Raw genomic sequence first — 26,025 nt, 5'->3', positions numbered from 1 at the left:
TCTAAATTACTGAAAGAGGGGGACGAATGTCTTTGATGATAACTGAAGAGTGCATCGCATGTGATGCATGTAGAGAAGAGTGTCCAACAGGTGCTATTGAAGAGGGAGATCCAATTTATATCATTGATCCTGATAGATGTACAGAGTGTGTTGGATTTTATGATGAGCCTGCATGTATTGCGGTATGCCCAGTAGATTGCATAGTACCTGATCCAGACAATGTAGAGACAATTGCTGAACTCAAATATAAATACGATCAGATAGTTAACGAAGAGGATTGATGGCAAAACGTACCGCCATCATCGATATTGGCTCCAACTCCGCTCGCATGATTCTCATCGAGCGTACAAGCCGTTTTGGCTTTTTCCTTCTCAATGAAACAAAAAGTCGCGTTCGTATCAGTGAAGGTGCATATGAGCACGAGGGATGGCTCCAAGAAGTGCCTATGCAAAGGGCTCTTCATGCATTAAAAGAGTTCAAAAACATAGCACTTGCTTTCAAAGCCAAAAAGATCCTTTGCGTAGCTACTTCCGCTGTTCGGGATGCTCCAAACGGCAAAGAGTTCAAAAATCTTGTCAAAAAAGAGACAGGCATCAACATCAAGATTATCGACGGAGATACCGAAGCAAAACTAGGAGCCATCGCTGCAGCAAATCTATTGCCGATACGTGATGGTATTACTATCGATATTGGTGGAGGATCTACTGAGCTAGCACTCATCCGCAATAAAGAGGTCATACAAAGTGTATCCCTCAATCTTGGCACTGTTCGCCTCAAAGAGCTTTTTTTTGATAAAGAAAAAAATATAAAAGAGGCTCTTGTCTACATCCATGAAGAGATGCAAAAAATTCCACAAGATTTCAAAAATAATTGCGCTATTGGCATTGGTGGAACGATTCGTGCTCTTTCACAAGCTATCATGAAAAAAACTGCTTATCCCCTCGATAAACTCCACGGATTTACCTATGAATACTCTCAAGAGAAAAAATTTATAGATAAAATAATCGAAACTCCTGTTTTGAAACTAAAAAAATTCTCTATCAAGAAAGATCGCTATGATACCATCAAAGAGGGCAGTCTTATTTTTCGTGAGATCGTCAATCATATTGGAGCAAAAAAGATAATTACAAGTGGCGTTGGCGTACGCGAAGGGTTATTTTTATACGATCTTTTACGCAATAGCAACTATAAATTCCCTGCAAACTTCCAACCAAGTCTTCGAAGTCTTCTTGATAGGTTTTGCATCGATGAAAAAGCAGCAAAATGCCACTATAAATTTACTAAGAAGTTATACAATATGCTTTACGAGCAATTTGATCCCAAAAGAGAGCACGAAAAAATTCTCCTCTATGCTGCAAAACTTCTCAATATCGGCATTAAAATAGATTTTTATGAGCATCATAAACATAGCAGCTACATCTGCCTTAACGATTTAGAGTACGATCTCACTCACCAAGAGATTGTAACAATCGCAATGCTAGTGAGATTTCATAAGAAGAAACTCCCAAATAAAGATGTGATAAAACCTTTTGCACAACTTATGCCAAAATCTTCTATACTAGCCTGGATGAGTTTCATTCTCTCACTTGCTGAATCACTCAATAAGGATCATAGTTGTCCAGATTTTGAAGCCTCATTTGCCAATAATGTACTCACTATTACAAGCAGCAAGCCACTCTATCTCGCGCGTGAAGAGGCAAAATCTTTGCAAAAACCGCAAAGTTTTGCACTAAAATTTGTAAGCTCTTAAAAACGTGTTCCTACGCTAAATTCAAAGTTAGAAACTCTATCACCCTCTTTATCGTTAAGCGCATGGACAAATACCAATTGAATTGGTCCCATTGGCGAAAACCACTCAATTGCCGCACCAGCTCCTGCTCTTGTAATTTCACTAAAACTATCTTCACCAATTCCACCATAATCGACAAAGAATGTTAAACGCATATTTGAGTTTTTAATCATAGGAATACTTGCTTCCAATGATGCAGAGAACATCTCTTTACCGCCAATAAGCCTTCCTTGACTATCTTTTGGAGATAGAGAAGCTGTCTCGTATCCGCGTAAAGTCCTTATTCCACCAAGATAGAATTTTTCAAAAACTGGCAAATTACCATTATCTACAATATATCCAACACGCCCTTTAGCACGTAAAATGAGATCATAATCTATGAGTTCTTCAAGCCCATAGTAGTATCCACCATGCAAGAAAAATTTCGTATATTTTTCATCTCCACCAACACCCGCATACTCAATAGAGCCTGAGATATTCATGCCTGAGCGTGGTAAATAGTAATCATCGGTATTATCAAAAACTACGCGCGGAATAAAAGCACTTTTAGTATAAGTACCCTCTTGGAAGTAGATGTTATCAAACTGCACATCACTCAATTTGTTTTTTTCATATGCATAGGTAAGAGATCCTGACAAATGTCTTGTAAAACGTTTTCCAACACTGAGGCTTCCGCCTTTCCTCTCTTGCGTATAGTCATAGTATTCAAATTTTGTATTATAGAGATTGAGCCCTAGACTGTAGTCACTATCAAAAACCCGTGGATTTGTTATACCAAGATTGAAGCGGAGGGATTTTGATGAGTAGTCAATTTGAAAGTTTCCATCAATTCCACTACCAAATATGTTTTTATCATTGATACTGGCATTAATCAAAAATCCCTCATAGGAACTATATCCACCACCAACCATGATATTACCGGTAGGCATCTCCTTGACACGTACAAGAAGATTCATCTCATTTGGTCCAACACGTCTCTCTTCGATCTTTACATCAGAAAAAAAGCCGGTTCTGCGCAGTGCATTTTTAGACTCGATTAAATCAGTATAGTTATATACATCTCCCGGTGCTAAATAGACCTCACGTCTAATAACTCTATCAAGCGTTCTTTGATTGCCAGAAATAATCACATCTTTAATATAAACCTTTTCTCCTGGGTTAATAATATAGCGGATTTTGACTGTATGGTTTTTCTCATCTTTTTGAAAATCTGGGGCAATGCGTACAAATGCGTATCCTAAATCAGCAATTTTTCTTTTAATGGTTTCAATATCTTTACGCATTTTTTCAATGTTAAAAACTTTTCCATGTGCTAAACGCAAATCCTCCAAAAGCTGCTCTTTTTTGATAATAGGCTCTAGAAGTTTTATATCCACGCTGGCTACACTATATTTTTTCCCCTCTTGGACATGGTAGCGTAGCTTCGCTTTATAGTTATCAAAATCAACGCGCAAAAATGGATCACTTACTTGGGCATCGAGATACCCTTTTGTAAGGTAAAGATTTTTGATACGTGCTGCATCAAGTTCAAGTTGATCGAGTTTAAGTTCACCACTATTAAATCCTATCATCCATCCAAGGTATTTATTGCGCTCTCTATTGGCAACTACATCTTCGATATCATCTTTATCAAACGTTTTCGCTCCACAAAGCGTAAGATCTTCAATAGTGATTTTTTCACCTTTATTAACAATGAAAGTCACTTTGACACTATGTTCACCTACTTTTTCAGTATCTACTTCTACAACCGTATCAAAAAAGCCTTGTGAGCGTGCTTTTTGTTTAATATGCTCTTTGGCCTTTTCTATTGCTGCATCATCATAGATATCACCTTTTTTAAGTCCCAAAATATCATCAAGTTCCTCTTTTTTATTCTCAAGATACCCTAAAACCTCTATCGCAGCTATGAGGGGCTTCTCTACAAAATGAAAGATTACTTTGCCATTTTCCTCTTCCACCCAGATATCTTTAAAATATCCCTGGGCATAAAATTTCTTTATAGCTTCATCTATTTTTTGCATATCAAGCTGCTCGCCAGGATGGAGTCCCACCATCTCTTTTGCAATGGTTGGCGAAAGATGCAAAAGCCCATCAAATTTTATCTCTTTTATAGTTTTTGCCTTTGCAAATGAGGCTAGCAGCAATAGAGCCAGATACCTTTTTTTCATATTACGCCCTAGTTAAAGTATTTGGTATTAAGTTTACCAATATTTTGATTAATATTCATTAAAAGCCCCCCTTGCTATAATATAAAACTTCAAAACAAGGAACTGTATGAAGGTGGGAATAGTCGGCCTGGGTCTCATGGGAGGGTCTTTGGCACTCGACTTGAGAAAACAAAATCTTGCAAGTAAGATAGTAGGCTATGATCGCAATCCTCGTCACAAGAAAGAGGCTTTGGAACTTGGACTTGTTGATGAGATTGTAGAGTTTGACAAACTCAAAGAGTGTGACATAATATTTTTGGCAATCCCGGTAGAAGGGATTATTGATGCTTTGCACAATCTCCAAGATATTCCTCCAGCAACTACTATTATTGATCTAGGTAGCACAAAAGAGAAAATTGTCAAATCCTGCCCTACTACAATACGCAAAAACTTCATTGCAGCCCATCCTATGACAGGAACCGAATACTCTGGACCCATGGCAGCAGTAGAGGGACTCTATTACGATAAAATCGTAGTTCTTTGCAATACTGAGCAAAATGATCCTCTCCATAAAGAGCGCGCAGAAAATATCTTTGTTGCCATTGGAATGCAGATAGTCTATATGGATGCTAAAGAGCACGATCTCCATGCAGCCTATATCAGCCACCTGCCACACGCTATTAGCTATGCACTTGCTAATTCAGTTTTAAAACAAGAAGATCCAAAAAGTATCCTTATTCTAGCGGCAGGAGGATTTCGCGACATGAGCCGCCTTGCAAAAAGTAGCCCTACAATGTGGAGTGATATCTTTAAACAGAACAAAGAAAATCTTCTCACCTCTTTGGAAGATTTTAAAAAAGAGCTACGCTATGCAAAAGAGCTCATAGAAAATGAGGAGTGGGAAGAACTCAAAAAGTGGATGCAAAACGCCACAACGCTACACCAGATCTTTTAAGACCTTCTCCACCTCTTTTCTTGTTATACGATGTTTTTTGCCCTCATAAATCTCTTCATAGAGTGCTTGCGCAAGACTCGCTGCCTCTTTACTTTGGGCTACATATGGTAATAGCTTTTTAAGAAGCTCTCTTTTATCACTCTTTTCAAACTTCCAAATATCTTGTTGCTTTTTCAAGCGCATTGCAAAATAGATCCCAAGCATCACCACAATGCCAGCAATAACTCCATAAATAAAACTTATCCAATCAAAGCCACTTTTTTTAGCAGCTGTTGATTGAGTTAGTAGCTGTTTTGTTTGCTGCTGTGGCTGCGTTGGTGATTGCTGCAGTAAGTTTGCTGCGACTTGACGCCCTCCTACTACTTCAATATTAATAGGATCACTTTGGAGAGTTTGTATACTCTTTTGCTTAAGACTAAAATAGCGCAGACGTATTGCAGGGATTGTATAGCTATGATCGGCAATGATAGAGAATTTTTGCTCAAAGCTACTTTGCAATCCCTGCTCGGTATAGCGCTCCTTGATTTTTGGCTTGTCTGCATATATTGTTACATCACTAATATTGAGATCTATCCCATCAAAATTTTCTAAATTACCAATACCTTCAATCTTCACATACAAATTTACCGGTTCATTAGGCTTTACTCTTTTCTTATCTACTTGCACTTGCATAGTAAAATCGCCTACCAAATCCACATTTTGTGGCAAAGGCTTGACAATCACACTCGCGCCATTGGAAACTGTACTGTACCAGCGCGGTGCAGTTACAACAAAACCAAACATATTGGCATTATTGTCAGGAATTGCATATTTAAATACTCCAGGAGCAATATGGAGCACACCACTCCTTTGCGGAAGGAGTAAAAACTTGATACGTTTAATGAGATACTCACCATGCTCTTCAAGATATTTATTGCTGGATTTGAGCTCTTTTACCCAAAAGTTATCAAATTTTGGCATCTGAAATTGATAATCGATAATATTAAGTGTTCGCCGGATTTTGAGCTCCAATTCAGCAATAATTGGCTCACCTACATACGCCTCTTTTTTGTTGAGTTTGAGCGTAAAAAAGATGTTACTATTTTTTTTCGCCTTTTTTACAACAAGTTCAAGAGGATCGCTTTTAATCTCCTCCCCATCTACTTTTGCTGTAAATGAGGGAATCGTTACATTAGTATCTGGATAAAAGACAACTATCTGCGATTTTTTAACTGTTAAATTTCCATTTACATTAACAACGCTCTCACTTTTACTCACACCACTCACTGGATAGGGACCTATCTTCTCAATTTTTGGCAGCTCAATCTCATCTCCACTTGCTTCCATGACAAGCTTAGCAGGTTCGCCCTGGTAAATTGGATTTTGCTCTAAATAGACTTTAAAACTTCCTGCCAAAAGAGTAGCTACTACAAGTACTAAACTACCAAGGATTCTCATTGCCTGCCTCTTTTTTGATTTTTATCGGAGCTTTGTACAAGAGTGTTGGAGTACTGTTTTTTTGTATCATTTTGAGCCATTTTTTCTCCTCTCTGTTGCTTATAGGCTGATTTTGCTGCTCCTTTTGCTCCCCTTTTTCTCCACTTTGTTGCTGGTTTTGCTTCTGCTTTTTTTGCTGCTTTTTATTTTGCTTATTGCTCTTTTGCCCTTTTTGGTTCTGCTTCTTTTGCTGCTTTTCGTTATTTTTTTGCTTCTGATTGTTTTTTTGCTTTTGCTGCTGTTTCTTGAGCATCTTTTTAGCTAGTTCTAGATTAAATTGTGTATCTTTATCCTCTTTTATCTTCAATGCCTTCTCATACATCTCTATCGCTTTTTTATAATTTTGCAGCTTAAAGTAGCTATTGCCTAGATTATGGAGTTTGCGAAACTCTAATTCCTTATCATCAGTTTGAACTTTGTTGTAATAACGTATAGCCTCTTTATATTTTCCGCTTTTATAGAGTGCATTTGCCAAATCATAGTAGCTTTGAGGGCTCTTTTTGATAGCAGTAATTTTACGAAACTCTTCTACTGCACTCTCATAGTTCCCCCTACTATACGCTTCTTTAGCCTCTTTGATAATTTTAAAATCAGTCAAACCCGCATGTGCATCAAAAACCAGCAGCAACGGTAAAAGATAAAGTGCCTTTGTTGAAGGAAGATCAAAAAATGCCAAAAACAAAAAGATAAAGGCAACAGTTAGAAAATAGGGATAAAACTCCACTTGATCTACCACCTTTTCTACCTCTTTTTCCTTTTTGATACCACCAAGATTTGCTAAAATTTGCTCAATATCTTTTTGATCGAGTCTTGCTTGTATAAAAAGACCATCCGTCTCATTTGCCAACTTAGCAATATCGGGATTAAGCTTGGTTATTACAATATTACCCTCTCTATCTTTGAGATACTCTCCCTTCTCTTCAATGGGCGCACCTTTTTTTGTTGCTACTGCAAGAACGATTATCTTAAATCCATGATCTTTTGCATACTTTATCTCTTCAGTAAAATCCTTTTTATCTCCTCCATCTGTTACAAGTATCAACTGCTTTGGCTCTTTGTTTCCATAAAGAAGATTTGCGCTCATTAAAGCTGAGAGGATATTGGTGCCGCGCAGGGAGAGAAGATCTGTATCTAATTTTTTGAGAAGATATTTAAGTGAATGCTTATCATCAGTAATAGGAGAGACAATGTAAGCGTTGCTCGCAAAAGCTAAAATTCCAATTGCTAAATTTTGCGCTTTATCTATAAACTCTTCAATCTTTTTCTTTGCAAAGGTAAGTCTATCGGGATAGTAGTCTTTAGCTTTCATTGAACGAGAGATATCAAGCGCAATAACTACATCTCCTCGATAGCTCTCCACTTCAACAATTCCTTTTTGATACACAGGGCGAGCCATCGCCAAAATCATGAGAAAAAGTGCTCCAAACAGGAGTATAGTTCGTAGTTGTTTTGATAATCCCTGCTCAATTTTTAGCTTTGCTAAAACTTCATTATCAAAGATCCTATCAATCAAACTCTTATTGGTCAAAACAAGATAGAGAAGTATCAATGATGGCACAAGCATATAGGGAATGAAAGCAAAATCCAAAAACTTCATCAAAATCCTCGCTTGCTATAGATATAGATATACCCAAGAAGAGCTAAAATAGCTACAAAGAGCACATAGGGATAGAGTTCTGCTTTTTTAACAAACTCTTTACCTCTAATCTCACTCTTTTCAAGTTTATCTATAGTAGCATAGACCTTATGCAAATCTTTTGCTGTGCGTGCAAAGAAGTACTCCCCACCGCTCTCCTCAGCTATCCATGAAAGCAGCCTCTCATCAATTCCTCGTCTTTGGCCAATTCCGATAGTATAGATCTTAATATGATACTTCTTTGCCATTTTCATAGCCACACTTATAGGAGTTTTACTTGCAGTATCTATACCATCAGTAAGTAAAATAATAACTTTTGATTTTGCTTTAGAGTCTTTAAGCATCGAAATACTCTCAATAAGCGCATCACTAATAGCTGTTTTTTGACCAGCTATGCCAATATCAAGATAATCAAGAATCTTGTTGACAACATCCTTATTGAACGAAAGTGGTGAAGCGATATAGCTAAAAGATCCAAATATTACTACTCCGATATTGTCATTCACTCTTTTTTTTATGAAATCTTTTACAAGCTCTTTAACTACTTCAAACTTTGTTTTAAAAGGATTATTCTCATCAAACCCCTTTTCGCGCATCGAGCCGCTCGCATCGAGTGCCAAGACAATATCATATCCCTTTTTTTTGAGCTCTACACTTTTATCAATCGCCATCGGACCTGCTAGAGAGAAAATGAGACCAAAAATAGCCACCGCTTTGAGAAATTCTGGTAAAAAGCTCTTCTTGTCAGCCGCTTTTTTTAAAATTGATAAATGTGGAAAAAGTAGGGCACTCTCTTTTGCTCTACACTTTATAAAACATAGTATGACTAATATAATGAGCCACAAAACCCATGGCCGCTCAAACGCAAACTCACTCATCATGCACTCGCAAAAATAGTTTTATCTCTTTTTTTATATCACTACTCAATGGAGGAACCTCTTTTTTATATTTATACTTTGTAAGTTTTCTCACTAAATCCTCATAGAGCCGCATATTTGACTCATCGCGAATAATATATTTTCCATACTTTGTAATTTCATAAGCCACTCTTTTAGGATCATTCAAATCAAGGCTGCGTAATCGCTCCAAAATCTCTTTGCGCTTATCAATTTTCTTTCTACTTAAAAGTTTTATAATAAAATAGACCAGCACCGCTGCTAATGTAGTAACAAACACAATAAACCCAATATACAAATAGAAACTATAATCAGGAATTGCTACAAGCGGTTTTATATCTCTTAGCTGCTCCATTACTTTTGTCCAAACAGTTTTAAAAGTTTGATAAATGGCTCTTCGTGAGTGTAAATTTTTGTAAAACGTACACCACTTTGCTTAAAATGTTCATACATCTTGCTATCAGCTTTTTTGATCTCTTTTTTATAGTTTTTCAATGTAGATCCTTCAAAGTCTACAATAAAACTCTTTTTTGTCTCAGGATCTATAAGATTCATAAAGCCAATAGGTGTCGGATCCTCTTCAAAACGATCGCGTACTACAATTGCGACTACTTCATGTTTTTTAGCCAAAACCTTAAAATCATACTCTCCAAAAAAATCGCTTACTATAAAAACAATAGATTTTCTTCTTATTTTAAAAAGCCTCTGTGTAAGCTGAGAAAAATTAGCACTCTTTCCAAGTGTCACAAACTTCGCCACAGATTCTGCACACTTTTGCACTGCATTAATATGTTTTGTAGGACGTATACTGCCATACTCTTTATCTGCAAAGAGAATATAGGAGAAATTATCTTGGTTTTTAATTGCAGCAAACCCGAGTATCGCACCAATTTCGGCAGCAAGCTCTTGTTTAAATCTCTTTGTTCCAAAAAACATACTTCCGTTTAGCATAAAAGCTACTACTACATTAAGCTCTCGCTCTTCACGATAGAGCTTTATATAAGGCTTTTGCAGTTTTGCAGTAACAAGCCAATCTATTTTTTTAACATCATCTCCTGGCTGATACTCTCTAAGCTCTACAAAATCAAACCCCTCCCCTTTAAAGAGTGAGGGATTATTGCCAGGAATTTCACTAAAAACCTGCTTTTTTGCTTTTATAAGAAGCTTTTTGATATTTTTTTGCGTCATGGAATGGGCACTGCCTCTAAGACTTTATTAATGATAAAATCTGCTTTGATATCTTCTGCTTCAGCCTCATAGCTCAGAATAATTCTGTGGCGCAAAACATCTTTTGCTAAATATGCAATCTCAAGTGGCGTTACATGATCTTTTCCGCGCATATATGCAAGCGCCTTTGTGGCTTTAAACATATCGATACTAGCACGTGGACTTGCTCCAAAAGCAATGTATTTTGCAATTTCAGCCAAACCGTAATTTTTAGGCTCTCTTGTAGCAAAGATGAGATCGATTATATACTCTTCCACCTCTTCATCGATGTGAACTTCTCTCACCTCTTCTTTAAGTTTTTCAAGATCCTCTTTTGTTGCAACTGTCTCAATTTTGCCAAATGCATTGTTTGCTACGCGTCTTGCAATCTCAAGTTCCTCTTCTTTTGTGTTGTAACCAACAATAAGCTTCATCATAAAGCGATCGAGCTGTGCTTCAGGCAGGTTATAAGCACCTTCTTGCTCTACAGGGTTTTGCGTAGCCATAACTAAAAATGGTCTATCTATCATAAATGTCTCATCCCCAATTGTCACTTGACGCTCTTGCATCACTTCAAGCAAGGCTGATTGCACTTTAGCTGGTGCTCTGTTGATCTCGTCTGCCAGCAAAAGATTGGTAAAGACTGGACCATGCTTGATTTTAAACTCATTTTTTGCAGGATCATAAATTTCTGTACCTATAATATCGCTTGGCAGTAAATCTGGAGTAAACTGCACCCTTTTAAACTGTAATCCAAGTGTTTTTGCAAGGGCATTGACGGTGGTTGTCTTTGCAAGTCCTGGCACACCTTCGAGCAGGATATGCCCATCACACATGAGGCCAATAAGCAGCCCATCGATCATCCCCTCTTGCCCGACAACAACCTTTTTAACTTCATTTTTGATATTTTCTATAATAGTTCGCATACCCGTCCCCAGAAATTTTTTTGCAATTGTAGTATAAAAAAGTTAGCGACAGAGGAGAATTGCTCTCACTGTATTACACTTTTTTCTATAAGCTCTTTTTCCTCTTGCGTAAGATTATAAAGATCATAAATCATTGCATCGATTTTATCTTCAAGCTCTTTTGTATCTTCTCCTGCTTTTTTCTTGTGGATAATGGCATCCACAATCGCATCAAATTCACTCGTATTTTTTGGCACATAAAGAGGTATCTTCATAAATTGGTTTTTATCTATCTGAAGGAGATCTCCATTATGCTTAAGCCTCTCATGCATATAAAAATAGAAAAGTTTAGAATTGAGCAAAGCAGTGAGAAATTTAAGATCAACTCGGTTTGATTTTATAAAAAAGAGATTTCTTGAACCATAAAAAGGCTCTTCAGCATAAGAAAAACTCCTTCCTCGGGTATGAGCTGCAAACACAATTTTAGGACCTTTTATAAAAAAAGATTCATCTCTCTCTATGCAAGAAAAAATATGGTTTGTGAGGAGTTTTATATTTTTGCTTCTTTTTCCTTAATAGTTCTTTGTTCTTTTCAAAAAAAGCTTTTATGTTAGGATAGTTATCGATTGTTCCTTTAAAATTTTTTGCACTAAGATAAATAATATATTTTTTACTCGGTGGTGTATAATACCTTTGTGTATTTGTATGAAAATTGCGCAAATATTTTTTCTCATCATCCGTAAATCTCTCTAACATCTCCGTATCTACGATAAATGCCTCATCAGGCCCTCCAATGATTCCTTGAATTATCTCCTTTTTAGGATTAAAACGAAAATTTGCACGCCTTTCTATTTTCTTAAGAATCTCTTCATTCTTTTGTGAAGAAAATTTCAAATTCTCCCGCTCACTCATAGAGCTTGGTATCTCTTTTTCTCCTACTATCACACCTTCTTCCACACTCTTTTGCAAACCTGCCAATAGTATTGAGGAAATTTTTTCTAAAGGTAATTTTTTTGTAAATTTTATAAAATGAATTGAATGTTTTGGTACAGTATGTTTTTGTAGTAAAAAGATCATTGTTTGCTGACTAGCTTCTTCAAAAATCATATTAGGTCCAAAATCTATAAGAGATACTATTTCAGTTTTATCATATATTTTTCTTCGCATTTTCGATGCTGCGCTACTCTCAAGCCATTGGTTTTTTGCAATAAAACTAATATAGCCATTATCTTTTGTTATATCAATAGCACGACATGTAAAAATATGCCAAATATCTGTTTTTCCTTGATAACACTCTGTAAAATGTAGACCATTAAAGGCTTCTTTATTTTCATCTTCTAAAATATATGGTGGATTGGCAAGAATTACATCAAATCCTACAAAATTCCCCTCTTCATCCAGTACTTCTGGAAACTCAAAGCGCCATTCAAAAGCATTTTCATATACACGTCCCGAGCGAATCTCTTCTATCTGTTGATAGTTCTCTTCTATCTCTTGCAAAAGTCTCTTTTGCTTTTTGGCATCATCATTTTCTTTCATAAATAATATTCCCTGCCTTCCATAACCAAACTGAATGGCATCAAGCATCATCTCATCACGTAACCCATCAAAACCATAATCTTGCACATACTCTTTGAGCTTCTTTTTGTACGTCTGTTTTTGTTTCCATTGCTCTTGGAGTGTCTGGCCAAACATCTCTTTGAGCCTCTCAATGGACTCTTGCATCTGCTCTTTTGTCCCCTCAAATATCCCATCTTTATATTCACGTATAAGCTTTTTGTACTTCTCGATCTCATACTGGATATTGGGTATTGTTATCTCATCATGGAGCCCATATCTGCTCACCAAAGAGTTGCCAACTTTTATATTGATATCTATGTTTGGCATCGTTACAAGCTGTCCATTTTCATCATAGTAGCTATGTTTAAGCAGCTCGATCCAAAGTCGAAGTCTTGCAATATGTGCTGCATTGGGATTGATATCGGCGCCAAAAAGAGAGTTTTCAATAATTCTCTTTTTCTCTTCAAATATTGCTCTTTGTATTCGATATCCCTCTTGAGAACCACGTCGATACTCAAATATCTCGCCTTCATCATCTCTAATAATTAATTCATCATTTTCCACTTCCAAAGTATAGTCCTTGATGCGTTTGCCCTGCACATCATATAAAAGGCGAAGTTCGCTTTTTATTGCAAGGATGGTATTGAGTGCAGAAACGAGAAAGTGTCCGCTTCCAACTGCTGGATCACAAATTGTAAGTGAATTTATAATCTCATTTGCTTCTTTTTTATCTTCAATCTTTTCATCAAGATCGGCAAGAGTTTTACACTTCCACCCTTTGAGCGTATTGAACTTTTTTATAATTGCTCTTTCAATCGTCTCTCTTGCCATATACATTGTCACAAAACTTGGTGTATAGTAGCTTCCCTCTTTATATCCATTGAGTTTTTCAAAAATAAGTCCTAATACTGCAGCATTTATGAGAGTCTTATTATCTTTAGTAATCTCTTCCTTACCTTCACTGGAAAAATCATAAGCATCGAGAAACTCGAAGAGATACTGCAGCACATTGCAACTGCCTTTGCGCCGTTTCCCATTCTCATCACGCAAAACCGTTTTGGAGTAATAGGGTAGCTCGCAGTTATCTTCAAGATTTGAAATATCTATAAATTCCTTCTCAACTGGTGATATCTCAAAAAGTGAGGAATTGAGATAAGGAATATGCTCATACTCTTTGTGAACTCTTTTGTGCTGTGGTCTTGCAAGAATATCAAAAAAGAATATCTTCAATACATCAAAATCTTTTATAGTCTGAATATGTAAAAACTTATAACGTTCTTCACCACTATTCCATTGAAGCAGCTGCGCCTCAAAAAGCTTCATAAATAAAATACGATTCATCCAGATAATTAAGAGTTGCAATACAATTTCAAAATCTGCCCTATATCCTGTATATTCCAAATTCCTTGCAATATTCTCATACAAAGAAGCCATATGAGGAGTTGTGGCTCTATCAATGATCTTTTTACCGCCTACTTTTTTCTCTTCTAGTCCCAAAATGTAGAGCAACTCATTATAAAAACCTCTATCAAGTTTATTCGCATCATTGGGATTAAATGTTTTAAAAAGATACTCTTTTGAGAAAAGCTTATAAAGTGCAGCCTTTTGGCTTTCACTCATCGGTTTTTGCAAATCTACATAAGCTGCTTCTATTGTTATATCTTGCTTGGAAAGCTCATTTTGCAGCAGTTTGTAAAACTCTTTGGTCTTATCAATCAATGTGGAAGGATTTTTTATATTTTCATAGATTTTTCTTATCTCTTTGTTTTGCCAAAAGAGTTTATCAAACTCTTTAGCATCAAATATATACCATTGGTAAAAATTTGTAATAATAATGTGATAAAGATTATAATTATCTTGGTCACGTTCACGCATAAAATAGAGTATTGCTTCATGGAGAGCTTTTTTATTTGGATCACTTTGTGATATGTTGGCGGAAGAGTCCGGTCTTTTAGCTTCTATAATTACTGCAGGCTTACCATCATGCATTAAGGCAAAATCTATACCACTTTGTCCTTTTTGAGAAAAACTTTGCGCATCGTAATGCATTGAGTCAAAAAAAAGCTTCAAAACAGATGAAACCATAACAGGCTCTGTTTGCTGCATTTTCATCTGCTCGTAAAGATTATCAAGATATCTTTTCAATATGTCATCGAAATTATGTAGAGCAGATTTTGTTATGCTTTTTTTAGAATAGAGTGGAGAAAATACTTTTCTTGGTGGAAAAATTTTTATCTGCAACATTGTACTCCAAAAAGGTAGATAATATGGTAAACAATTATAATTATAAAGAATTTAAAAATGTATTATAGAAGAGTTAATTTCTTAGATTTTGTAACTATGTGAGGTATTAATTGAAGAAGTAATCGAAGGAAAAAATCTTGGCCTGGCGCCGACCTACTTTTCCACAGCCGAAGGCTGCAGTATCATCAGCGATGCGGAGCTTAGCTTCCAGGTTCGAAATGGGACTGGGCGTTTCCTCCGCTCTATAGGCACCAGGACAAGAGAAGAGAGGCTTTTAGAGTTAAAAGACTCTCTTCTCTTGTCTTTTGACAAGTTTTGTTTGAAAGATCACTCATTGTTCGTAGCAAAAGAGTGGTAGCTCAGTAAGGCGGCGGTGCATAATTAAATGTGTAAGCCAAACGGACTATTAGTACTGGTCAGCTAAACGCATTGCTGCGCTTACACACCCAGCCTATCAAGGTGGTAGTCTTCCACCGTCCTTCAGGGAAGGCTCATCTTGGAGTCGGCTTCCCGCTTAGATGCCTTCAGCGGTTATCCGTTCCGTGCATAGCTACCCAGCGGTGCCCTTGGCAGGACAACTGGTACACCAGTGGCACGTCCAACCCGGTCCTCTCGTACTAGGGTCAGCTCTCCTCAGCCTTCCTACGCCCACGGAAGATAGGGACCGAACTGTCTCACGACGTTCTGAACCCAGCTCGCGTACCGCTTTAAATGGCGAACAGCCATACCCTTGGGACCTGCTCCAGCCCCAGGATGCGATGAGCCGACATCGAGGTGCCAAACCTCCCCGTCGATGTGAGCTCTTGGGGGAGATCAGCCTGTTATCCCCGGGGTACCTTTTATCCTTTGAGCGATGGCCCTTCCACTCAGAACCACCGGATCACTAAGACCGACTTTCGTCTCTGCTCGAGTTGTCTCTCTCACAGTCAGGCTGGCTTATGCCTTTATACTCTCCAAGCGATTTCCAACCGCTTTGAGCCAACCTTTGTAAGCCTCCGTTACTCTTTAGGAGGCGACCGCCCCAGTCAAACTACCCGCCAGGCATTGTCCTCCCACAGGATAACTGTGGCGAGTTAGCCACCAGAATGAGGAAGGGTGGTATCTCAAGGACGGCTCCACCAGAGCTGGCGCCCTGGCTTCTCAGCCTCCCACCTATCCTGCACATCCTCATCCCGATGGCAGTACCAAGCTGTAGTAAAGGTCCACGGGGTCTTTCCGTCTTTCCGCGGGTAGGAGGAATTTTCACCTCCACTACAATTTCACCGGATCCCTGGTCGAGACAGCCCCCATCTCGTTACGCCATTCATGCAGGTCGGTATTTAACCGACAAGGAATTTCGCTACCTTAGGACCGTTATAGTTACGGCCGCCGTTTACCGGGGCTTCGGTTCACGCCTTCGCCCAAAAGGGCTAAGCGATCCCCTTAACCTTCCGGCACCGGGCAGGCGTCACACCATATACATCCTCTTACGAGTTAGCATAGTGCTGTGTTTTTGATAAACAGTCGGATGGAGCGCTTCGCTGCGACCCGCCTCGGCTCCAGCCGCATGGGCCTTCACCTACTACGGGCACACCTTATACCGAAGATACGGTGCCAGTTTGCAGAGTTCCTTGACCAGGGTTCTTCCGCGCGCCTTAGAATACTCATCTCACCCACCTGTGTCGGTTTACGGTACGGGCTACTTACTACTTAAACGGCTTAGAAGCTTTTCTCGGCTCGACGGCATTACCGGTTCCCCCGCCGCCCCGAAGGGCTTTGGGGGCCTGTCAGGTCTCGGCCTCACGCTAGGCGGATTTGCCTACCTAGCAGCCTACACCCTTCGAGCCCGTATTCCATCACGGACCCCGGCTAGCCCTAAGCGTCCCTCCATCGCCTTGTAGTAAGTAGGTATCGGAATATTAACCGATTTCCCATCGCCTACCCCTCTCGGACTCGGCTTAGGACCCGACTAACCCTACGTTGACGAGCATCGCGTAGGAAACCTTGGGTTTTCGGCGAAGTGGATTCTCACCACTTTTATCGCTACTCATGCCTGCATGCTCACTTCCAGCCGCTCCACTGCTCCTTACCGGTACAGCTTCAACGCTGACTGGAACGCTCTGCTACCGCGCATACACCAGTATGCACCTGCGACTTCGGTGTGTGACTTAGCCCCGTTATATTTTCCGCGCAGGGCCGCTAGACCAGTGAGCTGTTACGCTTTCTTTAAAGGATGGCTGCTTCTAAGCCAACCTCCTGGTTGTCTAAGCAGCCCCACATCGTTTTCCACTTAGTCACAACTTCGGGACCTTAGTCGGCAGTCTGGGTTGTTCCCCTCTCGACATAGGATTTTATCACCCTACGCCTGACTCCCAGGATTCCACTACAGGTATTCGGAGTTTGACAGGGTTTGGTACCGCGGTGAGCAGCCCTAGCCCTATCAGTGCTCTACCCCCTGTAGCTACTTCCTGAGGCTATACCTAAATATATTTCGCAGAGAACCAGCTATCACCGAGTTTGTTTGGCCTTTCACCCCTATCCACAGCTCATCCAAGGAGTTTTCAACCTCCACTGGTTCGGCCCTCCATGGGGTCTTACCCCCACTTCAGCCTGGCCATGGATAGATCACCCGGCTTCGGGTCTGCAACCAGTGACTCAATCGCCCTATTCAGACTCGCTTTCGCTACGGCTTCGCGTGTGCTTAACCTCGCCACTGACCACAACTCGCAGGCTCATTATGCAAAAGGCAGTCCGTCACCCTGAGCCGAAGCTCATAGGGCTCCGAATGATTGTAGGCATACGGTTTCAGGTTCTATTTCACTCCCCTCACTGGGGTTCTTTTCACCTTTCCCTCACGGTACTTGTGCACTATCGGTGTGATGGTAGTATTTAGCCTTGGAGGGTGGTCCCCCCATCTTCAGTCAGGATAACACGTGTCCCGACCTACTCGCAAGGTCTCTGCCTAGTCCCACCTACACTATTTCGTCTACAGGGCTATCACCTTCTATGGCTTACCTTTCCAGGTAATTCGACTATAATGTAGGCTACACAGAGACGGGCTACTCCCCGTTCGCTCGCCGCTACTAGGAGAATCTCGGTTGATTTCTTTTCCTCCGGGTACTGAGATGTTTCACTTCCCCGGGTTCGCCCCTGACATAGTCAGGTGACCAGTATTACTACTGGCCGGGTTGCCCCATTCGGAAATCCCCGGATCAACGCTTCTTGGCAGCTCCCCGAGGCTTTTCGCAGCCTAGCACGTCCTTCATCGCCTCCATCACCCTAGGCATCCACCGTACGCCCTTTGTAGCTTACACCTACTTCTAAGACGCACCGCCGCCTTACTCAACTACCTTAGTCAAGTAAAACAGCTTGCCTATTGTTTTTACCTCTTTTACTACGAACAATGAGTTGTCAAATAACATAGACCTAAAGTCTAAATAAAATCTTCCACCGAAGATTTTATTTAGACTTTGACATTGGACATTGGTAATTGGACATTGGAGATAAGATACTTTTTCTTTACTCTCATTTCCAATGTCAAATGTCTCATGTCCAATTTCCATCTTGGTGGAGTCTACCGGGATCGAACCGGTGACCTCCTGCGTGCAAGGCAGGCGCTCTCCCAGCTGAGCTAAGACCCCATATCATTGTTGAGTAGTGAATTGTGCATACTCTTTTACGTAGCGTACCTTGTAGTACGTGAGTGAAAGAGTTTATGCAAGACTCTCTCAACATGGTGGGCCTGAGAGGACTTGAACCTCTGACCTCACCCTTATCAGGGGTGCGCTCTAACCACCTGAGCTACAGGCCCATTATTAAAGCTCCGCCCCTGATAAGGGCTCCTCTTAGCTCTTACTGACTCCACTTTTCCTTTTTTTCAAAGAACATCTTTGATCTCTCACAACTAGACAGAGAACGAGCCCCCTGAGCCAATAAGTGTGAGTACTTATTGACTCTTCCATCCAAAGAAACGAATCTTTGGATCATCACTCTAGAAAGGAGGTGATCCAACCGCAGGTTCTCCTACGGTTACCTTGTTACGACTTCACCCCAGTCGCTGAGCCCACCGTCGACAGGGGTCCCCCCTTACGGGTCGGTCCCCCGGCTTCGGGTGAGCTCAACTCCCATGGTGTGACGGGCGGTGAGTACAAGACCCGGGAACGTATTCACCGCGGCATGGCTGATCCGCGATTACTAGCGATTCCGACTTCATGCAGTCGAGTTGCAGACTGCAATCCGAACTGGGACGCGCTTTAGAGATTTGCTCCACCTCGCGGTATTGCCTCTCTCTGTACGCGCCATTGTAGCACGTGTGTCGCCCTGGGCATAAGGGCCATGATGACTTGACGTCATCCTCACCTTCCTCCCGGTTACCCGGGCAGTCTCCTTAGAGTGCCCACCCGAAGTGCTGGCAACTAAGGACGAGGGTTGCGCTCGTTGCGGGACTTAACCCAACATCTCACGACACGAGCTGACGACAGCCGTGCAGCACCTGTCACCGAGCTCCCCCAAAAGGGGGCACCCCTCTATCTCTAGAGGGTTCTCGGGATGTCAAGCCCAGGTAAGGTTCTTCGCGTATCTTCGAATTAAACCACATGCTCCACCGCTTGTGCGGGTCCCCGTCTATTCCTTTGAGTTTTAGCCTTGCGGCCGTACTCCCCAGGCGGGATGCTTATTGCGTTAGCTGCATCACTGAGGTGACTAGCACCCCAACGACTAGCATCCATCGTTTAGGGCGTGGACTACCAGGGTATCTAATCCTGTTTGCTCCCCACGCTTTCGCGCCTCAGCGTCAGTACCGTCCCAGCAGGTCGCCTTCGCAATGGGTATTCCTGGTGATCTCTACGGATTTTACCCCTACACCACCAATTCCACCTGCCTCTTCCGGACTCTAGTCTACCAGTTTTGGACGCAGTTCCACAGTTAAGCTGTGGGCTTTCACATCCAACTTAGCAGACCGCCTACGCGCCCTTTACGCCCAGTGATTCCGAGTAACGCTTGCACCCTCCGTATTACCGCGGCTGCTGGCACGGAGTTAGCCGGTGCTTATTCGACAGGTACCGTCATCTTCTTCCCTGTCAAAAGGAGTTTACACCCCGAAGGGCGTCATCCTCCACGCGGCGTTGCTGCATCAGGGTTTCCCCCATTGTGCAATATTCCCCACTGCTGCCTCCCGTAGGAGTCTGGACCGTGTCTCAGTTCCAGTGTGGCTGACCATCCTCTCAGACCAGCTACCCGTCATTGCCTTGGTAGGCCTTTACCCTACCAACTAGCTGATAGGCCGCAGCCCCATCCCATAGCGCTAACGCTTTCCACAACCATACTTTCGCATGGAAGGAGTATAGGGTATTAGCAGCCCTTTCGGGCTGTTATCCCCCACTATGGGGCAGGTTAGCTACGTGTTACTCACCCGTGCGCCGCTTAGCTGACACTCTATCCCGAAGGATAGAGCCGTTCTCGCTCGACTTGCATGTGTTAAGCACGCCGCCAGCGTTCACTCTGAGCCAGGATCAAACTCTCCATAAATATCTATTTATGAAGTTTTAAAATCCTCTTTTAAAACTCAAAGGACTCGTCTCTGTCTAGTTGTCAAAGATCTTAAATTCACAAGAACTCTCTCACTCATCTTCACTCAAGATAAGTGATTCGAACTCTTTTTCAAGGGGCGTTATTTTACTCAATCTCTTGATTTTTGTCAAGAGCTCTTCGAAATCTCTCTTAAGATTTCTCTCAACCCCCTCTTTTTTGAGGACTGAAATTATGCCAAACTTTCAACTCTTTGTCAAGAGCCCCTCAACTTCCCCCTCTCGCTCTGCTCTTCCCAAAGACCTCTCTCGCGTTCGGAGCCGGAATTATATTTTAATCTTGTGGTGCTTGTCAAGAGAAGTTAGTTGCCTGCAAAAGGTACAAGGGCACTACCCCATGTAAAACCGCCACCAAATGCATCAAGCAGCATCAAATCTCCACTTTTTAAAAGCCCTTGTTCATATATTTCATTTATCGCCATTGGAATAGAAGCTGAAGAGGTATTCCCATATTTACTTACAGTCATAACTATCTGTTCTTGAGAAAGTCCCAAAGCATTAGCAACTGCATTGAGAATACGATAATTTGCTTGATGTGGGACAAAAAAATCGATCTCTTCGCTTTTAATACCATTTTTTTTCAAAATATCTACAACATCATTAGTGAGAGTTTTCACAGCAACTTTAAAAGTTTCGTTGCCTTTCATTTTGATGTAGCACTCTCTTTCTTTCAAAACCTCTTCGCTACAAGGCCTATTTGTACCACACCCTGGCGTTATAAGATAGTCATAATATTTCCCATCAGCTGCAATATTAATGTCTTTGATTGCTTCATCTTTGTTTTCTGTAGCACTTACAATAGCAGCACCTGCACCATCTCCAAAAAGGATACATGTTGTACGATCTGTATAATCAACTATAGCACTCAATTTCTCTGCGCCAATAATTAAAACATTTTTTGCCATACCACTTTCTATAAAAGCTTTTGCAGTGGCTAATGCATATATAAATCCACTGCAAGCTGCGCTGATATCAAAAGCCGGAATATTAGCAATTTCTAGTTTTTTTGCAATCATGCAAGCGGTAGAAGGCATACAAAAGTAGTCTGGAGAAATTGTTGCACAAACAATCATATCTACATCAGTAGCTTGCATGCCAGCACGTTCTAAAGCATTACGAGCTGCATTTACACCAAGATCGCTTGTAGATTCATCTTTATCAGCAATATAACGCGTTTTGATGCCTGTACGCTTTGTAATCCATTCATCACTTGTATCAACCATTTTTTCTAAATCATGGTTAGTCAAAACATTTTTTGGAATGTAAGCCCCGATAGAGCGCAGTGCTGCATACAATTTCTATCCTTTATTTTACCTCTTCGAGCCGTTTTTCTATATAACTATTAATATCAGATCGAATATAATTAATAGCTTGATTGATAGCGTTTTTGATAGCTTTAGGTGTACTCTTTCCATGACTTATTATTGCACACCCTTTTACGCCAATCAAAGGTGCGCCACCATACTCACTATAATCAATCTCTTTTTTGAGCATACGAAAAACTTTTTTCATCATTAGTGCCCCAGCCATGCTCACTGGACTCTTTTTTATATTTTTTTTTATAAGCTTACTTATTGCGTCTGCAACACCCTCACTGGTTTTGAGCAAAATATTCCCAGTAAATCCGTCACAAACAACAACATCAACACTGCCATCAAAAATATTATTGCCTTCTACATTGCCTGTAAAAGTAGGTAGAGAACGGAGTAGTGAAAATGCTGCTTTTGTAAGTTCATTACCTTTGGTATCTTCTTCACCATTAGAAAGGAGACCAACTTTTGGTTCGCTATTTTTTAGAACAGCTCTTGCATACGCTTCTCCCATGACCCCAAACTCAAAAAGATGTTCCGGCTTACAATCAACATTGGCACCAACATCCAAAACAAGCGTTTTTTTATTTTTATATGTAGGCATAAGTGTTGCAATAGCTGGACGGCTAATGTTTTTCAATCTCCCTATACGGAGTGTCGCTAAACTCATGGTCGCTCCACTGTGGCCTGCCGATACAACTCCATCTGCTTGCTGTGTTCGGACTAACTCAATAGCTTTATATATAGAGCTCTCTTTACGTTTAAGCGCTTCAGTAGCTGGCTCATCCATACCAATTACATCACTGGCTTCTACAATCTCTACTCTATTGGAATATTTTTTGGGGATATGTGGAAGAATTTTCTCTTTTTTACCAACAAGTATGGCTTTGAAATCTTTATGCTCTTTGAGAGCCAACAGCGTTCCCTCTACTATAGGATAAGGACCGAAATCCCCTCCCATAGCATCGACAGCAATCTTAATCATGCTTAGCTTTTATATTCGCCTGTTGTAGGATTTACATGGTGTGGCATTTTCCATGTGCCATCTTTATCTTTTACTGGTCTTACTAGTTTAATTTTATAGTGTGTTCTTCTTTTCGCTGCTCTTGTTTTGCTTACACGTCTCTTAGGTACTGCCATTTTCTTCTCCTTCGGTTTGTTGTATACACTTTTTACAGATATGATAGTCGAGTTTTATCGACTCGCTTTCTGCATTTATGACTTCGTCAAGATCAATTGAACCATCATAAAATTCAATTACATCGGCTTCTTCATCGAAGCCCTCATAGATACCATCACTAAATTTAAGAAAAATCTCTTCGTCTATTGTAACAAAAAAATTCTCTCCACATCTACTACACTCTACCTCTTGCTTTCCTTGCAAGACACCAAGGAAATCAACGAGTTCTTTCTTCTTTTCTAATTTTCCACGGAGTGTAAGAGTGTCTTTCGTAACCTCTACATCTTTTTTTGAGAATCCGATTTTTTTAAAGGCAATTCTCAATTAAAGGATCTCCCTCTGTGCAAAGAAAAATGCAATCTCTTTTTGGGCATTTTCCAAACTGTCACTTCCATGAACAGCATTTGCTTCAATGCTCTCAGCAAAATCGGCACGAATTGTTCCAGGAGCAGCCTCTTTCGGATTAGTAGCACCCATAAGCTCTCTGTTTTTTGCAACAGCATTTTCACCCTCTAGTACCATTACTACAACAGGGCCACTTGTCATATACTCAACAAGATCATTGAAAAAAGGGCGCTCTTTGTGTACTTCATAAAATTTAGCTGCATCCTCTTTTGTAAGTTTAATTTTTTTCATTGCAGCTATTCTTAGTCCATTTGTTTCAAATCTATCGATTATCTTGCCAACAACATTTTTTGCTACAGCATCCGGTTTGATAATAGAAAGTGTTCTTTCCATTTGTGCTCCTACAGAGTTTTCAGAATTTTAGAGGGTGATTATAGCAAAGAAAGCATAAGAAAATATTAAAAAGGAGGCTTAATTGGGGCAAGAGCCCCAAAAAAGTTATTCTATTACAGGCTGATGATTTTCTCTCGCTTCAGCTGGCACATCATCTCTACATGTTGCGCCTTCAAGGCATACATCCCAAACGATACATCCCTCAGTAGGGCAAGCTTCTGCACATGCAGGAGTATCATGATATCCTACACACTCAACACATTTATCTGGATATACATAATAGATCTCTTCTCCTGTTGGATTATCTTCATCATCAACAATTGCTTCAACTGGACATTCATCAATACATGCTCCACAGTTGATGCAGATATCAGTAATTTTAACCGCCATGTTTTGCTCCTTCTTTGGGTTTAATGTCAATCAAACTATAACAAAACAAATTTAAACTTTGCTTATTCTCAAAAACTCTGCTATCTCTTCAGCCTTATTTGTCATTTCCCATGTAAATTCCGGTAACTCCCTGCCAAAATGACCATATGCTGCAGTTTTTCTATAAATTGGTCGAAGAAGATCTAACGTCTCTATAATCCCTTTTGGTGTAAGGTCAAACAGCTCTTTAACACACTCTTCAATTTTTTCATCCGCAATTTTACCTGTGCCGTGTGTATCAACCATTATAGAAACAGGTTCTACTACACCTATTGCATAAGCAATCTGGATCGTAACTCTCTCGCATACTCCACTTGCTACAAGATTCTTTGCAACATACCTTGCAGCATAGGCACCACTGCGATCCACTTTTGTAGGATCTTTACCACTAAACGCTCCACCTCCATGTGGACAGCTTCCCCCATAGGTATCAACAATGATTTTGCGGCCAGTAAGACCTGCATCCCCTTGCGGACCACCTATAACAAACCTTCCTGTTGGATTGATATGATAGACAATGTCATCCGCGATGAGCTCTTTTGGTATTACCTTGTAGACTATTTCCTCTATAACTGCATCTTTGAGCCTGTTGTAACTTACATCTGGATCGTGTTGTGTAGAGATAACAATGGTTTTGATCTCTTTTGGCTTACCATTTTCATAGCGTACTGTTACCTGTGCTTTGCCATCCGGACGTAAAAATGGCAAAACACCATCTTTTCTTGCGCGTGCTAATTCATAGGTAAGTCTATGTGCCATTGTGATTGGCAGTGGCATCAATACATCAGTCTCTGTACAAGCATATCCAAACATAAGTCCTTGATCACCTGCGCCTATTTCCCCACTTGCTTTATCAACACCTTGATTGATATCTGGAGACTGCTCTCCCACTGCATTGAGCACTCCAGCACTCCTATAATCAAATCCATAGAGTGCATCTGTATAACCAATTTCACGAATCACTTCTCTTACTATATCTTGCATAGGTGCATACGTATGAGTTTTGAGCTCGCCTGCAATGATTGCAAACCCATTACTTAGAAGCGTCTCACAAGCAACACGTGCATGTGGATCTCTTTGGATAATATAGTCTAAGATGGCATCACTTATCTGATCGGCCATTTTATCTGGATGTCCTTCCGTTACCGATTCAGAAGTAAATAAGTAATCTCTTGCCATAGCATCCCTTTTTATTTTTTGCAAATTATATCCAAAATTGGAAATGTTGCATCTATCACTATGGGAAGCAATTTTTTTACATTAAAGAGTGCAACTAAATTTTTATTGCAACACTTTTTTTTTAATAAATATTTAGCTAAAAGTTGCTATCATTACAATGTTTTTCAAAAGAAAAAAATTATCCAAAAGGAGAAAAGATGCTTGTAACAAAAAAAGCACCAGATTTTACTGCACCAGCAGTTATGCCTGATAACACTATCAATGAAAACTTTAACCTCTATGAAAATATTGGTGAAAAGGGAGCGGTACTCTTTTTCTATCCACTCGATTTTACATTCGTATGTCCGAGTGAAATTATTGCTTTCGATCACAGACTCGATGAATTCAAAAAAAGAGGCATCAATGTAATTGGATGCTCAGTAGATAGCCACTATACACACCTTGCATGGAAAAATACTCCTGTTGAAAAAGGTGGTATTGGTAATATCCGCTATCCACTTGTTGCAGATCTTACAAAGCAGATCGCAAAAGATTATGATGTATTGCTTGAAGAAGCAGGAGTTGCTCTAAGAGGAAGCTTCTTAATCGATAAAGATGGTACTATCCGCCACTGCGTTATCAATGACCTTCCACTTGGAAGAAACATCGATGAGATGATTCGCATGGTAGATGCTATGGAGTTTGCAAACGAGCATGGCGAAGTATGTCCAGCAGAGTGGGAAAAAGGTAAAGAAGCGATGAAACCAACTCCTGAAGGTGTTGCAGAGTATCTTGCAAAACACGCAGACGAACTCTAACACTTCACGGGCTT

20 protein-coding genes, 2 tRNA genes and 3 rRNA genes are annotated in these 26,025 nt (G+C 40.2%); 4 read left to right on the top strand and 21 right to left on the bottom strand.

Annotation, left to right across the window (positions count from 1 at the left end; translation table 11 throughout):
- The first annotated feature begins 26 nt into the window (after nt 1–26).
- Together JG738_RS02255 and JG738_RS02250 are read left to right on the top strand one after the other, a co-directional pair.
- Nucleotides 27–281 (top strand): YfhL family 4Fe-4S dicluster ferredoxin, encoded by a 255-nt coding sequence (locus tag JG738_RS02255; RefSeq protein WP_084275335.1) that lies wholly within the window; start codon nt 27–29, stop codon nt 279–281.
- Nucleotides 281–1,750: a Ppx/GppA phosphatase family protein gene (locus JG738_RS02250; RefSeq protein WP_201338115.1), complete on the top strand. Its 1,470-nt coding sequence runs from the start codon at nt 281–283 to the stop codon at nt 1,748–1,750. Before JG738_RS02255 ends, JG738_RS02250 begins: the two co-directional genes overlap by 1 nt.
- Here JG738_RS02250 and bamA read toward each other — a convergent pair.
- On the bottom strand, nt 1,747–3,957 hold the full coding sequence (bamA, locus tag JG738_RS02245; RefSeq protein WP_201338114.1) for an outer membrane protein assembly factor BamA: 2,211 nt from the start codon (nt 3,955–3,957) through the stop codon (nt 1,747–1,749). The two genes, JG738_RS02250 and bamA, sit on opposite strands and share 4 nt — an antisense overlap.
- A 106-nt stretch (nt 3,958–4,063) precedes the next feature.
- Between bamA and JG738_RS02240 the strand changes: the two genes are divergently transcribed.
- Entirely contained in the window at nt 4,064–4,891 is an 828-nt protein-coding gene (locus JG738_RS02240; RefSeq protein WP_201338113.1) for a prephenate dehydrogenase, read from the top strand.
- On the opposite strand, the gene JG738_RS02235 is transcribed toward JG738_RS02240, so the two are convergent.
- The 20 genes from JG738_RS02235 to metK all read right to left on the bottom strand — a co-directional run bounded on the left by JG738_RS02235 (nt 4,874) and on the right by metK (nt 25,214).
- Nucleotides 4,874–6,328 (bottom strand): BatD family protein, encoded by a 1,455-nt coding sequence (locus JG738_RS02235; RefSeq protein WP_201338111.1) that lies wholly within the window; start codon nt 6,326–6,328, stop codon nt 4,874–4,876. The genes JG738_RS02240 and JG738_RS02235 overlap by 18 nt on opposite strands.
- On the bottom strand, nt 6,312–7,964 hold the full coding sequence (locus tag JG738_RS02230; protein WP_201338109.1) for a VWA domain-containing protein: 1,653 nt from the start codon (nt 7,962–7,964) through the stop codon (nt 6,312–6,314). The genes JG738_RS02235 and JG738_RS02230 overlap by 17 nt, the downstream gene beginning before the upstream one ends.
- The gene (locus JG738_RS02225) at nt 7,964–8,881 is read right to left on the bottom strand and encodes a VWA domain-containing protein (protein WP_201338107.1); all 918 of its coding nucleotides are present in this window, start codon (nt 8,879–8,881) and stop codon (nt 7,964–7,966) included. The genes JG738_RS02230 and JG738_RS02225 overlap by 1 nt, the downstream gene beginning before the upstream one ends.
- Nucleotides 8,874–9,254: a hypothetical protein gene (locus JG738_RS02220; RefSeq protein WP_201338105.1), complete on the bottom strand. Its 381-nt coding sequence runs from the start codon at nt 9,252–9,254 to the stop codon at nt 8,874–8,876. Before JG738_RS02220 ends, JG738_RS02225 begins: the two co-directional genes overlap by 8 nt.
- Complete coding sequence (locus tag JG738_RS02215) at nt 9,254–10,087, bottom strand: DUF58 domain-containing protein (RefSeq protein ID WP_201338103.1); 834 nt, start codon at nt 10,085–10,087, stop codon at nt 9,254–9,256. The genes JG738_RS02220 and JG738_RS02215 overlap by 1 nt, the downstream gene beginning before the upstream one ends.
- Nucleotides 10,084–11,031, bottom strand: coding sequence for a MoxR family ATPase (locus tag JG738_RS02210; RefSeq protein ID WP_201338101.1), 948 nt, complete (start codon nt 11,029–11,031; stop codon nt 10,084–10,086). The genes JG738_RS02215 and JG738_RS02210 overlap by 4 nt, the downstream gene beginning before the upstream one ends.
- A gap of 65 nt (nt 11,032–11,096) precedes the next feature.
- The gene (locus tag JG738_RS02205) at nt 11,097–11,489 is read right to left on the bottom strand and encodes a TaqI-like C-terminal specificity domain-containing protein (protein ID WP_201338099.1); all 393 of its coding nucleotides are present in this window, start codon (nt 11,487–11,489) and stop codon (nt 11,097–11,099) included.
- A 28-nt stretch (nt 11,490–11,517) separates the two neighbouring features.
- Nucleotides 11,518–14,814, bottom strand: a complete 3,297-nt coding sequence (locus tag JG738_RS02200) for an Eco57I restriction-modification methylase domain-containing protein (RefSeq protein ID WP_201338097.1) — start codon at nt 14,812–14,814, stop codon at nt 11,518–11,520.
- A gap of 140 nt (nt 14,815–14,954) precedes the next feature.
- Nucleotides 14,955–15,070: ribosomal RNA gene (rrf, locus tag JG738_RS02195) — 5S ribosomal RNA — on the bottom strand.
- Nucleotides 15,071–15,199: 129 nt separating this feature from the next.
- Nucleotides 15,200–18,107: ribosomal RNA gene (locus tag JG738_RS02190) — 23S ribosomal RNA — on the bottom strand.
- Between the two features lie 251 nt (nt 18,108–18,358).
- Nucleotides 18,359–18,434 (bottom strand) — tRNA-Ala (locus tag JG738_RS02185).
- Nucleotides 18,435–18,527: 93 nt separating this feature from the next.
- Nucleotides 18,528–18,604: transfer RNA gene (locus JG738_RS02180), tRNA-Ile, on the bottom strand.
- Between the two features lie 184 nt (nt 18,605–18,788).
- A 16S ribosomal RNA gene (locus JG738_RS02175) occupies nt 18,789–20,319 on the bottom strand.
- The 16S, 23S and 5S rRNA genes sit together here with 2 tRNA genes alongside, the layout of an rRNA operon.
- A gap of 361 nt (nt 20,320–20,680) precedes the next feature.
- On the bottom strand, nt 20,681–21,673 hold the full coding sequence (locus JG738_RS02170; RefSeq protein ID WP_201338096.1) for a beta-ketoacyl-ACP synthase III: 993 nt from the start codon (nt 21,671–21,673) through the stop codon (nt 20,681–20,683).
- Nucleotides 21,674–21,683: 10 nt separating this feature from the next.
- The gene (gene plsX, locus JG738_RS02165; protein ID WP_201338095.1) at nt 21,684–22,673 is read right to left on the bottom strand and encodes a phosphate acyltransferase PlsX; all 990 of its coding nucleotides are present in this window, start codon (nt 22,671–22,673) and stop codon (nt 21,684–21,686) included.
- A 2-nt stretch (nt 22,674–22,675) separates the two neighbouring features.
- Nucleotides 22,676–22,828 carry a 50S ribosomal protein L32 gene (gene rpmF, locus JG738_RS02160; RefSeq protein WP_084275322.1) on the bottom strand — a complete coding sequence of 51 codons (153 nt, stop codon included), beginning with the start codon at nt 22,826–22,828 and terminating at the stop codon, nt 22,676–22,678.
- On the bottom strand, nt 22,815–23,192 hold the full coding sequence (locus JG738_RS02155) for a hypothetical protein (protein ID WP_084275321.1): 378 nt from the start codon (nt 23,190–23,192) through the stop codon (nt 22,815–22,817). Before JG738_RS02155 ends, rpmF begins: the two co-directional genes overlap by 14 nt.
- Nucleotides 23,193–23,606 carry a nucleoside-diphosphate kinase gene (gene ndk / locus JG738_RS02150; protein ID WP_201338094.1) on the bottom strand — a complete coding sequence of 138 codons (414 nt, stop codon included), beginning with the start codon at nt 23,604–23,606 and terminating at the stop codon, nt 23,193–23,195.
- A 105-nt stretch (nt 23,607–23,711) separates the two neighbouring features.
- Nucleotides 23,712–23,996, bottom strand: coding sequence for a 4Fe-4S dicluster domain-containing protein (locus JG738_RS02145; protein ID WP_084275319.1), 285 nt, complete (start codon nt 23,994–23,996; stop codon nt 23,712–23,714).
- Nucleotides 23,997–24,047: 51 nt separating this feature from the next.
- The gene (gene metK, locus JG738_RS02140) at nt 24,048–25,214 is read right to left on the bottom strand and encodes a methionine adenosyltransferase (RefSeq protein ID WP_201338093.1); all 1,167 of its coding nucleotides are present in this window, start codon (nt 25,212–25,214) and stop codon (nt 24,048–24,050) included.
- A gap of 197 nt (nt 25,215–25,411) precedes the next feature.
- Here metK and JG738_RS02135 point away from each other — a divergent pair, with 197 nt between their 5' ends.
- The gene (locus JG738_RS02135) at nt 25,412–26,011 is read left to right on the top strand and encodes a peroxiredoxin (RefSeq protein WP_012081769.1); all 600 of its coding nucleotides are present in this window, start codon (nt 25,412–25,414) and stop codon (nt 26,009–26,011) included.
- Nucleotides 26,012–26,025 lie beyond the last annotated feature (14 nt).

Origin of the sequence: Nitratiruptor sp. YY08-26, from assembly GCF_016593215.1 — a bacterium.
GTDB lineage: Bacteria > Campylobacterota > Campylobacteria > Campylobacterales > Nitratiruptoraceae > Nitratiruptor > Nitratiruptor tergarcus.
The sequence above is the reverse complement of the archived record's forward strand: the minus strand, read 5'-3'. Positions and strand labels throughout refer to the sequence as shown.

What these genes read in the sequence shown, in the direction of transcription:
- JG738_RS02255 (WP_084275335.1), top strand. Translation starts at nt 27, where the DNA reads ATGTCTTTGATGATAACTGAAGAGTGCATCGCATGTGATGCATGTAGA.
- JG738_RS02250 (WP_201338115.1), top strand. Translation starts at nt 281, where the DNA reads ATGGCAAAACGTACCGCCATCATCGATATTGGCTCCAACTCCGCTCGC.
- bamA (WP_201338114.1), bottom strand. Translation starts at nt 3,957, where the DNA reads ATGAAAAAAAGGTATCTGGCTCTATTGCTGCTAGCCTCATTTGCAAAG.
- JG738_RS02240 (WP_201338113.1), top strand. Translation starts at nt 4,064, where the DNA reads ATGAAGGTGGGAATAGTCGGCCTGGGTCTCATGGGAGGGTCTTTGGCA.
- JG738_RS02235 (WP_201338111.1), bottom strand. Translation starts at nt 6,328, where the DNA reads ATGAGAATCCTTGGTAGTTTAGTACTTGTAGTAGCTACTCTTTTGGCA.
- JG738_RS02230 (WP_201338109.1), bottom strand. Translation starts at nt 7,964, where the DNA reads ATGAAGTTTTTGGATTTTGCTTTCATTCCCTATATGCTTGTGCCATCA.
- JG738_RS02225 (WP_201338107.1), bottom strand. Translation starts at nt 8,881, where the DNA reads ATGAGTGAGTTTGCGTTTGAGCGGCCATGGGTTTTGTGGCTCATTATA.
- JG738_RS02220 (WP_201338105.1), bottom strand. Translation starts at nt 9,254, where the DNA reads ATGGAGCAGCTAAGAGATATAAAACCGCTTGTAGCAATTCCTGATTAT.
- JG738_RS02215 (WP_201338103.1), bottom strand. Translation starts at nt 10,087, where the DNA reads ATGACGCAAAAAAATATCAAAAAGCTTCTTATAAAAGCAAAAAAGCAG.
- JG738_RS02210 (WP_201338101.1), bottom strand. Translation starts at nt 11,031, where the DNA reads ATGCGAACTATTATAGAAAATATCAAAAATGAAGTTAAAAAGGTTGTT.
- JG738_RS02200 (WP_201338097.1), bottom strand. Translation starts at nt 14,814, where the DNA reads ATGTTGCAGATAAAAATTTTTCCACCAAGAAAAGTATTTTCTCCACTC.
- plsX (WP_201338095.1), bottom strand. Translation starts at nt 22,673, where the DNA reads ATGATTAAGATTGCTGTCGATGCTATGGGAGGGGATTTCGGTCCTTAT.
- rpmF (WP_084275322.1), bottom strand. Translation starts at nt 22,828, where the DNA reads ATGGCAGTACCTAAGAGACGTGTAAGCAAAACAAGAGCAGCGAAAAGA.
- ndk (WP_201338094.1), bottom strand. Translation starts at nt 23,606, where the DNA reads ATGGAAAGAACACTTTCTATTATCAAACCGGATGCTGTAGCAAAAAAT.
- JG738_RS02145 (WP_084275319.1), bottom strand. Translation starts at nt 23,996, where the DNA reads ATGGCGGTTAAAATTACTGATATCTGCATCAACTGTGGAGCATGTATT.
- metK (WP_201338093.1), bottom strand. Translation starts at nt 25,214, where the DNA reads ATGGCAAGAGATTACTTATTTACTTCTGAATCGGTAACGGAAGGACAT.
- JG738_RS02135 (WP_012081769.1), top strand. Translation starts at nt 25,412, where the DNA reads ATGCTTGTAACAAAAAAAGCACCAGATTTTACTGCACCAGCAGTTATG.